Source organism: Reinekea sp. G2M2-21 (assembly GCF_015687175.1).
Lineage (GTDB): Bacteria > Pseudomonadota > Gammaproteobacteria > Pseudomonadales > Natronospirillaceae > Reinekea.
In genome coordinates this window covers 1,342,259-1,356,044 of sequence record NZ_JADPQG010000001.1, presented here as the reverse complement: position 1 = coordinate 1,356,044, position 13,786 = coordinate 1,342,259, and the positions used below count along the sequence as shown (strand labels likewise).

At 47.3% G+C, this 13,786-nt stretch carries 13 protein-coding genes and 1 pseudogene; 5 read left to right on the top strand and 9 right to left on the bottom strand.

The features are described from left to right. Positions 1–7: 7 nt before the first annotated feature. Entirely contained in the window at positions 8–247 is a 240-nt protein-coding gene (locus IYN85_RS06260) for a hypothetical protein (protein WP_196157960.1), read from the top strand. 40 nt (positions 248–287) lie between these two features. Here the strand turns inward: IYN85_RS06260 and IYN85_RS06255 are convergent, their stop codons facing one another. From IYN85_RS06255 to IYN85_RS06230, 6 genes are all read right to left on the bottom strand, one after another. Then, on the bottom strand, positions 288–881 hold the full coding sequence (locus IYN85_RS06255; RefSeq protein ID WP_230390495.1) for a lytic transglycosylase domain-containing protein: 594 nt from the start codon (positions 879–881) through the stop codon (positions 288–290). After that, the gene (locus tag IYN85_RS06250) at positions 871–2,004 is read right to left on the bottom strand and encodes a cupin domain-containing protein (protein WP_196157958.1); all 1,134 of its coding nucleotides are present in this window, start codon (positions 2,002–2,004) and stop codon (positions 871–873) included. The genes IYN85_RS06255 and IYN85_RS06250 overlap by 11 nt, the downstream gene beginning before the upstream one ends. A gap of 128 nt (positions 2,005–2,132) precedes the next feature. After that, positions 2,133–3,500, bottom strand: a complete 1,368-nt coding sequence (purB, locus tag IYN85_RS06245; RefSeq protein WP_196157957.1) for an adenylosuccinate lyase — start codon at positions 3,498–3,500, stop codon at positions 2,133–2,135. A 61-nt stretch (positions 3,501–3,561) separates the two neighbouring features. Then, positions 3,562–4,185, bottom strand: a complete 624-nt coding sequence (gene hflD / locus IYN85_RS06240; protein WP_196157956.1) for a high frequency lysogenization protein HflD — start codon at positions 4,183–4,185, stop codon at positions 3,562–3,564. 4 nt (positions 4,186–4,189) lie between these two features. After that, positions 4,190–5,296, bottom strand: a complete 1,107-nt coding sequence (gene mnmA / locus IYN85_RS06235; protein WP_196157955.1) for a tRNA 2-thiouridine(34) synthase MnmA — start codon at positions 5,294–5,296, stop codon at positions 4,190–4,192. Further along, positions 5,293–5,748 carry an NUDIX domain-containing protein gene (locus IYN85_RS06230; RefSeq protein WP_196157954.1) on the bottom strand — a complete coding sequence of 152 codons (456 nt, stop codon included), beginning with the start codon at positions 5,746–5,748 and terminating at the stop codon, positions 5,293–5,295. The genes mnmA and IYN85_RS06230 overlap by 4 nt, the downstream gene beginning before the upstream one ends. Positions 5,749–5,933: 185 nt before the next feature. Between IYN85_RS06230 and fabV the strand changes: the two genes are divergently transcribed. Continuing rightward, positions 5,934–7,112, top strand: coding sequence for an enoyl-ACP reductase FabV (fabV, locus tag IYN85_RS06225; RefSeq protein ID WP_196157953.1), 1,179 nt, complete (start codon positions 5,934–5,936; stop codon positions 7,110–7,112). On the opposite strand, the gene IYN85_RS06220 is transcribed toward fabV, so the two are convergent. Then, positions 7,048–7,725 (bottom strand): pseudouridine synthase, encoded by a 678-nt coding sequence (locus IYN85_RS06220; protein ID WP_196157952.1) that lies wholly within the window; start codon positions 7,723–7,725, stop codon positions 7,048–7,050. The two genes, fabV and IYN85_RS06220, sit on opposite strands and share 65 nt — an antisense overlap. A 162-nt stretch (positions 7,726–7,887) precedes the next feature. Here IYN85_RS06220 and IYN85_RS06215 point away from each other — a divergent pair, with 162 nt between their 5' ends. Then, on the top strand, positions 7,888–10,119 hold the full coding sequence (locus IYN85_RS06215; protein ID WP_196157951.1) for an NADP-dependent isocitrate dehydrogenase: 2,232 nt from the start codon (positions 7,888–7,890) through the stop codon (positions 10,117–10,119). A gap of 78 nt (positions 10,120–10,197) precedes the next feature. On the opposite strand, the gene IYN85_RS06210 is transcribed toward IYN85_RS06215, so the two are convergent. Continuing rightward, a complete protein-coding gene (locus tag IYN85_RS06210) occupies positions 10,198–10,461 on the bottom strand; it encodes a cold shock domain-containing protein (RefSeq protein ID WP_196157950.1) in 264 nt (87 codons plus the stop codon). 306 nt (positions 10,462–10,767) lie between these two features. Here IYN85_RS06210 and clpS point away from each other — a divergent pair. Further along, positions 10,768–11,134, top strand: a pseudogene (gene clpS / locus IYN85_RS06205) (ATP-dependent Clp protease adapter ClpS). 16 nt (positions 11,135–11,150) lie between these two features. Continuing rightward, positions 11,151–13,421 (top strand): ATP-dependent Clp protease ATP-binding subunit ClpA, encoded by a 2,271-nt coding sequence (gene clpA, locus IYN85_RS06200; RefSeq protein WP_196157948.1) that lies wholly within the window; start codon positions 11,151–11,153, stop codon positions 13,419–13,421. 90 nt (positions 13,422–13,511) lie between these two features. Here clpA and infA read toward each other — a convergent pair whose 3' ends face one another. Then, complete coding sequence (gene infA, locus IYN85_RS06195; RefSeq protein ID WP_008043370.1) at positions 13,512–13,730, bottom strand: translation initiation factor IF-1; 219 nt, start codon at positions 13,728–13,730, stop codon at positions 13,512–13,514. Positions 13,731–13,786: the final 56 nt, after the last annotated feature.

Genomic DNA, 13,786 nt, shown 5'->3' with positions numbered 1-13,786 from the left:
GGTAGTGATGACAAAGTATTGGGAAATTGTGCAATTAAGTGACGGATCTTTTGCACTGCAAAGTTCTGAAGAAAATGAAGCTCCGTTAGTCCGCATAGAGTTTTCACCCGAAGCAGAAAGTTTGCTTCAGGGTCAGGTGGTGGACGTCGCCCGAGCGATGATCGGTGCCGGTGTTCAGGCGGCCAGTTTTGTCGAGGACGCCAGTGTTGAAGACCCTATAGCGCCTCAAGAAGAAACCGTACACTGAAACTCAGCCGTAAAACCTTACCCGACTGTCCTTACCCCCGCTAATTCACACGAAATTCGTTGTACCAATTCAGCACACTGCGCACATAGTTTTGTGTTTCAGGGTAGGGCGGTATTCCGTTGTATCTGCGTACCGCACCTTCACCGGCGTTATATGCGGCCAATGCCAAAGGCAAATCATTATAACGACGCATTAAATACCTCAAATGAGCCGTGCCGGCGTAGATATTTTGTTTTGGATCCAGAATATCGCTGACTTTATATTGCTTAGCAGTGTCTGGCATTAACTGCATCAATCCCATGGCGCCTTTTCGCGATTTCGCGTCTATTTTAAAAGCGCTCTCCTGGCGAATAACGGCTTTGATCAGCGCCGAATCAATTTCATACAGATAGGCTGCGTTCTTAATGTGCCTGTCAATCAGACTTCGGTTATGAGCGCTGTCTTGATAACGCAGTGAAAGGCCCGCGGCCTGCGCATTTAAATTATTGTCCTCCAGTTCGTACCCTTGAAGATTAATAGGACGATCAGTCACTACACGTTCACCAGTCGGTGAAGTATAAATGAACAGGTTTTTAGATATCGCCAATGGTGACATCAACAAACCACAGTAAATTAAAAAGCGTTTAATCTTCAAAGAACACCGCGCCTGCATTTAAAAGTGACCACATTAACTGTTCTACCTCTTTGCCTTGGCTTGAGGGTAGACCATCATGCGTCAGCAGTTCGGTGTCACAAACCCAATGCAGCACGGCTGCGGGCAATGACGTTAATAGGCACTGTCCATCCACAAACAGTTGAGTATTTTTAAATGCCATTCGGCTGGATGGGTTACGAATTAACTCGTGCTTTTGCCAATGATTTTTAAATGCACCGAACGTCCAATTACCGGTTTCTACACCAGCATCATCGTATTTTGGTTCAGTCATGTACTGACCAAACCAGGTTGTCAGTAATTCGGTATTATCGGCATATGTTCGCAATATGGATTGCAGCCGTTGAATATCGGTATCCATAAACTCATGTGGGCTGTCGCTTCGGTTTGATATGCCGGGATCGCTGTATCGCGCGAAATCGCTAACGGCAGACGATAAAAAATGACCAAAATCACTGATGAATTCGCTATCTGCAGGCGCCCTGAATCCGACTGAAATGGTCAATGATTGATCGATCGATGTGCCCCAGTGAGCCAAGGCCGGAGGTAAATACAGAACATCACCTGGTGCCATGACCCAACTTTCCTGTTCTTCGAAATCAGTCAATATTTTAACCGGAGTTTGGTCAGCCAGATCGGAATCTTCATTACAGAGCTGCCCCGTCTTCCATTCACGCTGACCCTCTAGTTGAATCAAAAAGACATCGTATTGGTCAAAATGCGGGCCAACACCACCTCCTGGTGCTGCAAACGAAATCATGATGTCGTCAATTCGCCACTGCGGCAAAAAACTAAACTGCTTTAGTAATGATCGTACCTCGGGAATCCAATGGTCTACCGCCTGTACCAATAGAGTCCAGTTTTCTTCGGGCAGCTCGGCAAAATCCTGTTCAGAAAACGGTCCGTGTTTCAGATGCCATTCGTCAAGACTGGGATGTTTGGTGATGATGCGCGACTCAACTTCATTTTCGAGTGCCAGGCTCGCTAAATCGTCCGCACTGATAATGTCAGCCATAGGTAAGGCATTACGAATCAATAAGGGACTTTGCTGCCAATACTGCGCGAGGAATTCTTCAGAATTAAACGGATTTGTTGCGTCTTTCACTGCGACACCTCAACCAGTGTTAATGTTGGCTTAGTTTAGCAGAGTTCGTCGTTCTCAATAGTGGTTGGCAAAGAAAAGCCGGAATAATATCCGGCTTTATCAAGAACTCTCAGTTTTGAGTTGAGTCTTTAGATACGCTTGGCTTGTGCAATGGCATTTCCAATATAAGAAGCGGGTGTCATCTCCAGCAGTTCCTGTTTTGCTTGTTCCGGCAAATCAAGTTGTTTAACAAAATCAACCATCATGGGTTGCGTAATCGCCTTGCCACGAGTAAATGCTTTTAACTTCTCATAAGGCTCTTCGATCGCGTAACGGCGCATAACGGTTTGAATCGCTTCGGCCATTACTTCCCAAGCGTTATCGAGGTCTTCCGCCAAGCGGGCCTTGTTAACTTCCAACTTACCAATACCCTTCAAAGATGCCTGGTAAGCAATTAAGGAATGCGCCAGACCAACACCCATCGAACGCAATACCGTAGAGTCAGTCAGGTCTCTTTGCCAACGAGAGATCGGTAATTTAGTCCCAAGATGCGCCAAAACTGCATTAGCAATACCCAGGTTACCTTCGGAGTTTTCGAAATCGATAGGGTTCACCTTATGTGGCATGGTGGAACTGCCAACTTCACCGGCAATGGTCTTCTGCTTGAAGTATCCCTGAGAAATGTAACCCCAAACGTCGCGATCGAAATCGATCAAAATAGTATTAAAGCGTGCTATGGCGTCAAACAGTTCCGCGATATAGTCATGAGGTTCAATTTGCGTGGTATAGGGGTTCCAGTCGAGTCCCAGTGTATTAACGAAAGACTCGGCATTCTGTTCCCAGTCTAAGTCCGGATAGGTAGCCAAATGCGCGTTATAGTTACCCACAGCACCGTTTATTTTTCCTAGATATTCGCAACGTTCGATTTGTGCAATCTGACGCTCCAGACGGTACACGACATTCGCAAACTCTTTACCGACCGTTGTTGGAGAAGCGGTCTGGCCGTGTGTACGGCTGAGCATCGGGATGTCGGCAAGTTCCAATGCGTGGGCTTTAATAGCACTGGCGACCGATTTCAGTGCAGGAATAATCACATTTTCCATGCCATTTTTAAGCATCAGTGCATGAGAGAGATTATTAATGTCTTCTGATGTACAGGCAAAATGAACAAACTCCAAACAACCTTTGAGCTCTTCATTCTGATTGAGTTTGTCCTTTAGAAAGTATTCGACCGCTTTGACATCGTGATTTGTTGTTGCTTCGATTTTTTTGATGGCTTGAGCATCGGCGACAGAAAATTCTTCTACGAGTTTGTCCAGAAAGGCGACGCCTGAGTCAGACAAAGCAGGACATTCAGGAATTCCTTCGTGCGCTGCGAGCTGCTGAAGCCACCTGACCTCAACTTCAACTCGAAATCGGATTAATCCGAATTCACTGAAATATTCACGCAAATCTGCGGTTTTGCTACCGTAACGTCCGTCAATAGGGGAGATTGCGGTAAGACCTGAAAGTTCCATAGAGTATCTGCCTGTGTTTTAGCCGACTTTAAAGCGCGGCGATTATACCGGATTACAAAATTTAGGCTACGTCCAAGAGCTGGTGTGCAGAATGTTTTAGTTTTTTCCGATTCAGCATGAAATGCCAGCGCCGTCCGCCGGACTGGCGCCAAAGTAGCGCGCACCGTACACCAAACAACAACACAGCACGCACTTTCTCGGCAACTTTTGGGTTCTGCAAATGCGTTGGGTTGCCGGTCACACGTATTCGAAAATTCAACTGACTGACACTGTTCTGATAACAGCGCGCGGTCGATGCGATGACCGATTCGTGTAGAAAGTCACTGAAGTACTCATGCTGGCTGACGGCTCTATCCAGTTCTTTTGACAGAGCGTCCGTCAGATCTGGTCGTTTCTCCATTTTCTGCTGAACGGCAATGATTGCCATGGAATACTGTAATACTTCACGGCTGACCCCTCGTCCGTTTTGAGCGAGCGCGCTTTCTAGCGTTTTTAACCCTGTTTTAAGGGTTTCACGACCATTAAACACATCTTCAAAGGATTTTGGTTTCAGCGTCAGGATGGACCTAATGGCGTTTTCCAGGGATTCGCGATCAATCTGCCCGGTTTTAGCCAGTTCATCGACCAATATGGCGGACTGAAATATACCCGCGAGTGCCAGCGTTTGTTTTTCTAGGGGAGTCATGTTGTTATTTCTCAGCCTCATTCCAAGTCCGTTCGATCACGCCTCCACCAAGGCAAAGGTCTCCTGAATAAAATACAGCAGATTGGCCCGGCGTAATGGCGCGCTGAGGGAGAGCGAAATCGACCCGATAACCACCGGACTCGAGCTTTGTCAGGGTGCAATCCTGGTCCGGCTGCCGGTAGCGGTGTTTACAAGTGAGTTGAATCGGGGATTGCGGTCCAGTTTCGTCTACCCAGTAGATGTTATCCAAGTACAAATGCTGGGTAAAAAGCGAAGTATGGTCAGTGCCTTGTACAACGATTAACTGATTATTTTCGAGATCTTTTTTTGCAACAAACCACGGGGCTTCACCGTGGCGGGTACCACCTATGCCCAAGCCCTGCCGCTGGCCAATGGTGTAATACATTAATCCTTGATGATCGCCTAACACTTCTCCCGCTTCGGTCAGGATTTTACCGGGTTGAGCAGGCAAATATTGCTTCAGAAAGTCGGCAAAACGCCGTTCGCCGATAAAGCAAATACCGGTACTGTCTTTCTTTTTCGCGGTGGCTAAGTCGTATTTCTCAGCAATTGCCCTGACCACTGGCTTTTCTAAATTTCCAATGGGGAACAGTGTCTTAGAAAATTGAACATGACTGACGGCATGCAGGAAGTAAGTTTGATCTTTATTGCTATCCAAGCCACGCAATAACACAGCTTTGTCGCCTTGAAACTCGGTTCGGGCATAATGGCCAGTGGCGATCTTATCGGCCCCCAACATCAATGCATACTCTAGAAATGCCTTAAATTTGATCTCTCGGTTGCATAGAATGTCCGGATTAGGCGTTCGACCAGCTTTATATTCCTCGAGAAAATATTCAAACACATTATCCCAGTATTCTGCGGCAAAATTGGCCTTATGGAGTTTAATACCGAGCCGATCGGCAACGGCTTGAGCATCGGCAAGATCCTCTTTGGCAGTGCAGTATTCCGTGCCATCGTCTTCATCCCAGTTTTTCATAAACAGGCCTTCGACCTGATATCCCTGTTCCAGCAATAGTGCCGCGGTGACTGACGAGTCAACGCCACCAGACATTCCGACGATGACTTTGGTCTGGGCATTGGCATTCATTGCGTAACTCCGGAGAAAAACTCATTGATTAAAGACAGTGGCACAATGGGCTCGTTTGCAAGATCTTCAAGGGTCTGACGGGCTAATTCACTGCGCAAAGGGTACTTATTGGCTCGCAAATCATCTAACTGAAGCCATTGCGCTTCCAGAATGTCAGCATCCAGTGCCTGGTCTGTTTTTTCAGCTGCCCTCGCACGGAAACAAATACGAACGTAGTGCGTACCAGATTCCTTATGAACACCCTGGTATATGCCGTGCAGCCCGAGTAGCTCAACTCGATAGCCTGTTTCCTCCAAGGCTTCACGAACGGCAGCCTGTTCGAGTGATTCACCGACCTCAACATGACCGGCAGGCTGATTCCAGCAATGAAGATTATTGTCGACTTCTTTAACCATCAACATTTTGCCGTCCTCAACACAAACAACGGCGACAACGAGGTGAGGGTAAGACATTAAAAGCACCATAGTCTTAAAAGTGGATAATTCTAAGATGATTGCACAATTGAACGCCAATTTTTCACAGGATTCACAAGTCTTATGCATCGTAAGGGTAAATTGTCAGCCTAAACTCCTTTAAACTACCAGTAATTACGAGCCTTTTGGGTCAGTATTATCAGTTTAATTAAAGGAAAGCCTGCATGGTCATTAAACCTAAAGTTCGAGGATTTATCTGTACAACCGCTCATCCAACCGGGTGTGCCAAGCATGTTCAGGAGCAGATTGATTACGTAAAAACGAAAACAACGACTCAGGAAGGCCCCAAAAACGTACTCGTCATTGGTTGTTCGAATGGTTATGGTTTGGCTTCACGCATCACCGCTGCGTTCGGGTGTAAGGCAAACACACTGGGGGTTATGTTCGAGAAAGAACCATCGGAGCGTCGCACTGCCTCAGCCGGTTGGTATAACACCGTAGCCCTTGAAAAAGCAGCCAAAGCAGAAGGGCTGTATGCCGAATCGCTGAATACCGATGCGTTCTCCGCAGAAGCGAAAGATCAGGTTATTGCCAAGATCAAAGAAAACATGGGTAAAGTCGATCTGATTGTTTACTCCCTGGGTGCCCCTCGTCGCAAAGACCCAGTTTCTGGTGAGGTATACTCATCAACACTAAAGCCTATTGGACAATCGGTTACCCGTAAGAACCTGAACACGGACACTCGTGAAGTATCAGAAATTACCTTAGAACCCGCATCTGAAGAGGAAATCTTCAATACCGTTAAGGTGATGGGTGGGGAAGACTGGGAAATGTGGATAGACGCACTGATGCAAGCTGACGTATTGGCAGAAGGCGTTAAAACCACAGCCTACACCTATATTGGTAAAGAATTAACCTGGCCTATCTACGGTGGCGCGACTATTGGTAAAGCCAAAGAAGACCTGGATCGTGCATCGAAAGAGATTAATCAGAAGTTGGCTGGCGCACTCCATGGGGCTTCATTCGTTTCGGTATTGAAGGCACTGGTGACGCAATCCAGCTCCGCGATTCCCGTTATGCCATTGTATATCTCTGCGTTGTACAAGGTCATGAAAGAGCAGGGTACACACGAAGGGTGTATCGAACAGATATTTGGTTTGTTTACTGAGCAGCTGTATTCAGCTTCAGATTTAAATCTAGACAATGTTGGCCGCATTCGTATGGAAGACAACGAACTGGCAGCCAATGTGCAGGAAAAAGTTGCCGAAATCTGGACTCAGGTGACAACCGATAATCTTGACGAGTTAACCGATTTTGCCGGCTATCAGGCCGAGTTTTTCAAGCTCTTCGGCTTTGGTTTCGAGGACGTCGACTACGAAGCGGACGTTGACCCGGTCGTTTAACAGCAGACACAGAAGCAGCCTTGGGGCTGCTTTTTTTTGGGCGGACTTTAACCCCCCGATCTTGCAAATAGCACAAATCCACTTCCTGGTAGGTTCCCGGCAGCAAGCCATTCACGGCGATTTCACCGATATTCCAACGCACTAAGCGCAAAGTTGGGTGGCCAATCGCCGCCGTCATCCGTCGTACCTGCCGGTTTCTGCCTTCGGTAATAGTTATGGCAAGCCAGGTGGTCGGTATCTCTTTCCGCTCTCGTATGGGCGGCGTTCGCGCCCAAAGCTCTTCCGGTGGCTCAATAACGCTTACTTGACAGGGTCGTGTTGGACCATCCTTTAGTTGGAGGCCTTGACGCATTTGTGCGAGCGACTGATCTTCAGGGATGCCCTCAACCTGCGCATAATAGGTTTTTGGCATCTTAAATTTGGGGTCCATCAGGCTGTGAATCAGCTGACCGTCGTCGGTTAATATCAACAAGCCCTCGGAGTCGTAATCCAGTCGACCAGCGCTGTAGACGTCCGACACAGAAATATAATCCGCCAGAGTTTTGCGCCCATCTGGGTCGGTAAACTGGGTTAAAACCTGATAAGGCTTGTTGAAAAGCAAATAGCGAGACATGGCCTGATTTCCCCTGAATAGAGCGGTTATGGTGGTAACTTTTATCCTAAAGTTCAATTACATTCGACGTTACAACTGGTATTATTCTGCCCCGAATTTTTGCGTCCGTATTTGCAGGCAGGGAGAGTTGTCTGCAATTTCCTCTTTAACCTAGGAATTTCTATGACTGATAAAAAAGCTAAAATCATCTACACGGAAACCGATGAGGCGCCCGCGCTGGCCACTTATTCCTTGTTACCGATTGTTGAAGCCTTTACCAAAGTAGCTGATGTAGCGGTCGAGACTCGTGATATTTCGTTGTCTGGCCGGATCATCGCCAACTTCCCTGAGTATCTGACCGAAGAACAGCGCATTTCAGATGCTTTGACAGAGTTAGGTGAATTAGCAAAACAGCCAGACGCCAACATCATAAAACTGCCAAACATCAGTGCTTCGGTTCCTCAATTGATCGCCGCAATTAAAGAGTTACAGGCAAAAGGCTATAAATTACCGGACTACAACCCTGATCCCGCCACGGATGAAGAGCGTGAAGTTAAGTCACGTTATGACAAAATCAAAGGCAGCGCCGTTAATCCTGTTCTACGTGAAGGAAATTCGGATCGCCGTGCACCAGGAGCGGTCAAGCAATATGCGCGCAACAACCCGCACAGCATGGGTGCCTGGTCAAAAGACTCAAAATCACACGTTTCCAGCCTGACTGAAGGCGATTTTTACGGATCTGAAACATCTACGGTGGTTGAGGCCGATGGTCAATTCAAAATTGAGCTGCACAAAACAGATGGGGCAATTGAGTTACTGAAGCCGTTTGCGCCATTGGTTGCCGGCGAAGTAATCGACTCAGCTGTTTTCAGTGTTAAAGCACTGCGCGCGTTTATTGCAGAGCAGATCGCCGAAGCAAAACAGCAGGGCGTTTTGTTCTCTTTGCACATGAAAGCAACGATGATGAAAGTCAGCGACCCTATTATCTTTGGTCATGTCGTCTCTGTTTTCTATGCAGATGTGTTCGAAAAACATGCGGACACGTTGGCACCTCTCGGTGTTGATGTGAATAATGGTATTGGCGACCTTTATGCCAAGCTTGAGCAGCTGCCCGCCGATAAGCAAGCGGAAATCAAAGCTGATATCGAAGCGATTTACGCCAAATCACCGGAGTTGGCCATGGTCAATTCTGACAAAGGTATTACCAACCTCCATGTGCCCAGCGATGTCATTATTGATGCGTCCATGCCAGCCATGATTCGCACGTCTGGCCAGATGTGGGGACCAGATGGTCAACCCAAAGATGCGAAAGCTGTCATTCCTGATCGCAGCTACGCTGGCGTTTATCAAGCCACCATTGAATTCTGTAAAGAAAATGGCGCTTTCGATCCGCGCACCATGGGCACAGTGCCTAATGTTGGTCTGATGGCGCAAAAAGCTGAAGAATATGGTTCGCACGACAAAACATTTGAAGTCGCCTCTGCAGGAACCGTTAAAGTTATTTCTGACGCTGGTAACGTTTTATTAGAGCAACCCGTCGAAGCAGGGGACATCTTCCGTATGTGCCAGGTTAAAGATGCGCCGATTCAGGACTGGGTAAAACTGGCTGTATCACGTGCACGCGATACCGGCTGGCCAACGGTCTTCTGGCTCGACGAGAACCGGGCACATGACAGTCAGTTAATTAAGAAGGTAAATCAGTGCCTGAAGGACCACGATACTGAAGGTCTGGAATTGCTGATCATGAATCCAGTGGAAGCCACCAAGTATTCTTTGTCCCGCATGAAAAACGGTGAGAACACCATTTCTGTGACAGGAAATGTTCTGCGCGATTATTTAACGGATCTTTTCCCGATTCTGGAACTTGGTACTTCCGCCAAGATGTTGTCCATCGTTCCATTGATGGCAGGCGGGGGCTTGTTCGAAACGGGTGCGGGTGGTTCAGCGCCAAAGCATGTGCAGCAATTTAATGAAGAGAATCATCTGCGATGGGACTCTCTTGGTGAATTCCTGGCTTTAGCTGTTTCTCTTGAGCATCTGGCAAAGACGTTCAGCAATCCAAAAGCGCAAGTATTGGCGGTTACATTGGATCAGGCAACGGCTAAGTTCCTCGAAGAGAATAAGAGCCCGTCACGTCGTGCGGGAGAGCTCGATAACCGTGGTAGTCACTTCTATCTCGCTATGTATTGGGCAGAAGCATTAGCTTCGCAAACGGATGACAGTGAACTGGCTGCCAAATTTGCAGAGCTGGCGAAAAAACTGGCCGCTAATGAATCGGCAATTGTTAATGAACTGAACGAAGTTCAGGGGCAGCCAATCGATATTGATGGTTACTACCGACCGTCAAGCAAATTGGCCACTGCAGCAATGCGCCCCAGCCCAACATTGAACAATTTATTGGCAAGCTTGAAATAAGCGAGGAGAGCACCGCTGGTGCTCACCCCAAAAACGCAAAAAGCCCGGAAACCGGGCTTTTTTACGGGGGCAAAGTCCTCAGGAAGGTTCTTTGACAGCGGCAGGTATTGCCGTTTCTGTTGATGCTAACTCGGTTGCTCCAACCACCTGAATGTTGACTGCATGAATGCCTCGTTCTGATTTTACTGTCTCGAACTCGACATCCTGGCCAGCTTTCAGTGTTTTATACCCTTCCATCTGAATAGAGGAAAAATGTGCAAACAAGTCTTCTTTGTGGTCATCACAAACGATGAAGCCAAAACCCTTGGCATTGTTGAACCACTTTACTTTCCCTACTGGCATATCGGACTCCTTACGACCTCTAATGCTAAAAACACTGCTGACTAGAACGTACAGCTCTATTCGCCAAGCCAACAACTGCGTGCGATCGAGAAGAATCTGCCTTTATTACAAAATTCCGTAATCGCGACGTGGTGCTATGGAATACCGTTGAAACTTTCAAGTCAACCCCAATTATACGACTTATGATCGAGTAGACGTTACAATTGCCACACGCTTCTAAAAAATTCGATCTAGAAGCCATTATATTCGTATTAGATAATTGAGTTATCAATAATGTCATTTCGCTCACATAGAAAAGAAATAGCCATGAACAACGAATGTGGCCCAAAACTTGAAACTAGACTTGGGGATGACGGTCAAACGTCACATGAGGATGAAAGCGGGGTGGCGGTTCAGCCAGCTGAAGCGCCCTTCATTATATCGGGTGGTTTTAATGAATGACGACTATACTCCTATGGAGTTCGTGGTTCACATTCTGGAACAGTTTTTCGCCATGAACCGCGAAAAAGCGACCCAGGTAATGTTGGCGGTGCATACACAAGGCAAAGGTGTTTGCGGCGTCTATACTAAAGACATTGCCGAAACCAAAGCAGCATTAGTTAACGATTATTCGCGTGAAAACCAGCATCCGCTGCTGTGCGAAGTTGAAGAAATTGACGACGAGAGTCGGTGAGGAAGGGTGAGTCATTATGCTGAGCAAAGATCTGGAGTTGACCCTTAACAGTGCATTTAAGGAAGCACGTGCAAAACGGCATGAATTTATGACCGTTGAACACCTGTTGCTAGCTCTGTTAGATAACCATGCTGCAGCGGATGTTTTAAGCGCCTGTGCGGCAGACATACCGCAGTTGCGACGGGATCTGATTGAATTCATAGATTCCACTACGCCACTCATTCCAATTGACGATGAAGACCGGGAAACGCAACCAACGCTTGGCTTTCAGCGGGTTTTGCAACGGGCCGTTTTTCACGTGCAATCATCCGGCAAAAAAGAAGTCACTGGCGCCAACGTATTAGTTGCCATTTTTTCTGAACAGGAGAGCCAGGCGGTTTACTTCCTGAAACAGCAAAGTATTTCACGCATTGATGTGGTCAATTTCATCGCACACGGTATTTCCAAGGTTCAGTCAGACGATCCTGAACATCAGGATTTTCATCAGGAAAGTATGCAGGAAGATGGCAGCGCGGAAAGCTCATCTGGCAATCCACTGGACAGTTTTGCAACCAATTTAAACGAAGCTGCCGCCAACGGCCGTATCGATCCACTGGTCGGGCGTGATTATGAAGTGGATCGTGTTGTGCAAATATTATCCCGTCGACGTAAAAACAACCCATTGCTTGTCGGCGAGACTGGCGTTGGTAAAACAGCAATAGCGGAAGGTTTGGCGAAACGCATAGTTGACGGAGACGTGCCGGAAATCATGCTGGGGGCGCAAGTCTATTCGTTGGATTTGGGCGCCTTGTTGGCTGGAACCAAGTATCGAGGTGATTTCGAGAAACGCTTGAAAGGGTTGTTGGCTGAGTTGAAAAAACGCGATAAAGCCATTCTTTTTATCGATGAAATCCACACCATCATTGGTGCAGGTGCCGCGTCTGGAGGCGTTATGGATGCTTCCAACTTACTGAAGCCAATGCTCAGTTCTGGGGAGTTGCGTTGTATAGGCTCGACCACTTTCCAAGAATTCCGAGGCATATTTGAAAAAGATTCGGCGCTGACCCGTCGCTTCCAGAAAATAGACGTGAACGAACCGTCGGTCGATGAAACCTATCGAATTTTAAAAGGCCTCAAAACACGATTTGAGGACCACCATCATTTGAAGTATACCGACAAGGCTCTTCGGGCTGCGGCTGAATTAGCCGACCGTTACATCACCGACCGCCATTTGCCGGATAAAGCCATTGATGTCATTGATGAAGCCGGTGCGGCCGAGAGGTTAAAGTCTGAAAGCCGCCGAAAAAAATCAATTGGCGTGGGTGACGTAGAGCGCGTGGTGGCATCAATTGCGCGAGTTCCAGCCAAAACAGTGAATAAGGACGACAAAACCTTATTGTCTAATTTAGAACGCAACCTGAAAATGACCGTCTTTGGTCAGGATGATGCGATCGAGAGCATTGCGTCTGCAATCAAGTTAGCTCGAGCTGGTTTAAAATCTGTCGAAAAACCTATTGGTTCATTTTTGTTCGCCGGTCCGACTGGTGTCGGGAAGACGGAAGTCACAAAACAGCTAGCTGAGTCTCTCGGTGTTGAATTATTGCGATTTGATATGTCCGAATATATGGAGAGACATACGGCATCCCGTTTGATTGGCGCTCCTCCAGGGTATGTTGGTTTTGACCAAGGTGGTTTACTCACAGACGGGGTTAACCGTCATCCTCATTGCGTCTTGCTGCTGGACGAAATTGAGAAGGCGCATCCTGATGTCTTCAATTTGCTCTTACAGATAATGGACCATGGCACCCTGACGGATAATAACGGGCGCAAGACCGACTTCCGTAACGTCATATTGATACTCACCAGCAATGCCGGTGCTCAGGAGATGAGCCGTCGTTCTGTAGGTTTCACAGAGCAGGACAATAGTACGGACGGCATGGAAATGATCAAGAAAACGTTCACACCTGAGTTCCGAAACCGGCTTGATGGCATCGTCCAGTTTGCCGCACTGCCGATTGAGGTGGTCCTGAATGTTGTCGATAAGTTCCTTGTTGAGTTGCAGGCGCAGCTGGACGATAAGCGTGTCCATCTCGAAGTTGACACTGCTGCTCGCGAATGGTTATCGCGTGAAGGCTACGACAAGAATATGGGGGCTAGGCCAATGGCGCGATTGATCCAGGAAAAGATCAAACGACCATTAGCTGACTTAATTCTCTTTGGCCCATTGGCAACAGGTGGAACTGTCAATATCACGCTGAAAGATAATGAGCTGGATATTAGTGTTGCCGGGGAAATGGCAGAAGCCTGAGTTTTTAGCCAGGCCTAAAAAAAGCACCTTATGGTGCTTTTTTTATTTTTGCAGGCTGAGTTGCAAAAAGGCATGTGTACTGCGATGTGATTAACGTGCGCGGTAAACGATTCTGCCTTTCGTCAAGTCGTATGGAGTCAACTCAACTTTTACTTTATCGCCCGTTAAAATACGAATGTAGTTTTTACGCATTTTGCCGGAAATATGAGCCGTAATGACATGGCCGTTTTCAAGCTTAACGCGGAACATTGTGTTTGGAAGGGTGTCAAGGATTTCACCTTCCATTTCAATCACATCTTCTTTTGCCATAGAGCCTTTTACAAACCTTTGAATTGATAATCGGCGCGCATTCTGCCTGAAAAAAC

Coding starts and splice junctions, on each gene's coding strand:
- IYN85_RS06215 (WP_196157951.1), top strand. CDS start 7,888: ATGACTGATAAAAAAGCTAAAATCATCTACACGGAAACCGATGAGGCG.
- clpA (WP_196157948.1), top strand. CDS start 11,151: ATGCTGAGCAAAGATCTGGAGTTGACCCTTAACAGTGCATTTAAGGAA.
- IYN85_RS06210 (WP_196157950.1), bottom strand. CDS start 10,461: ATGCCAGTAGGGAAAGTAAAGTGGTTCAACAATGCCAAGGGTTTTGGC.
- hflD (WP_196157956.1), bottom strand. CDS start 4,185: ATGACTCCCCTAGAAAAACAAACGCTGGCACTCGCGGGTATATTTCAG.
- IYN85_RS06260 (WP_196157960.1), top strand. CDS start 8: ATGACAAAGTATTGGGAAATTGTGCAATTAAGTGACGGATCTTTTGCA.
- purB (WP_196157957.1), bottom strand. CDS start 3,500: ATGGAACTTTCAGGTCTTACCGCAATCTCCCCTATTGACGGACGTTAC.
- IYN85_RS06230 (WP_196157954.1), bottom strand. CDS start 5,748: ATGTCTTACCCTCACCTCGTTGTCGCCGTTGTTTGTGTTGAGGACGGC.
- mnmA (WP_196157955.1), bottom strand. CDS start 5,296: ATGAATGCCAATGCCCAGACCAAAGTCATCGTCGGAATGTCTGGTGGC.
- fabV (WP_196157953.1), top strand. CDS start 5,934: ATGGTCATTAAACCTAAAGTTCGAGGATTTATCTGTACAACCGCTCAT.
- infA (WP_008043370.1), bottom strand. CDS start 13,730: ATGGCAAAAGAAGATGTGATTGAAATGGAAGGTGAAATCCTTGACACC.
- IYN85_RS06220 (WP_196157952.1), bottom strand. CDS start 7,725: ATGTCTCGCTATTTGCTTTTCAACAAGCCTTATCAGGTTTTAACCCAG.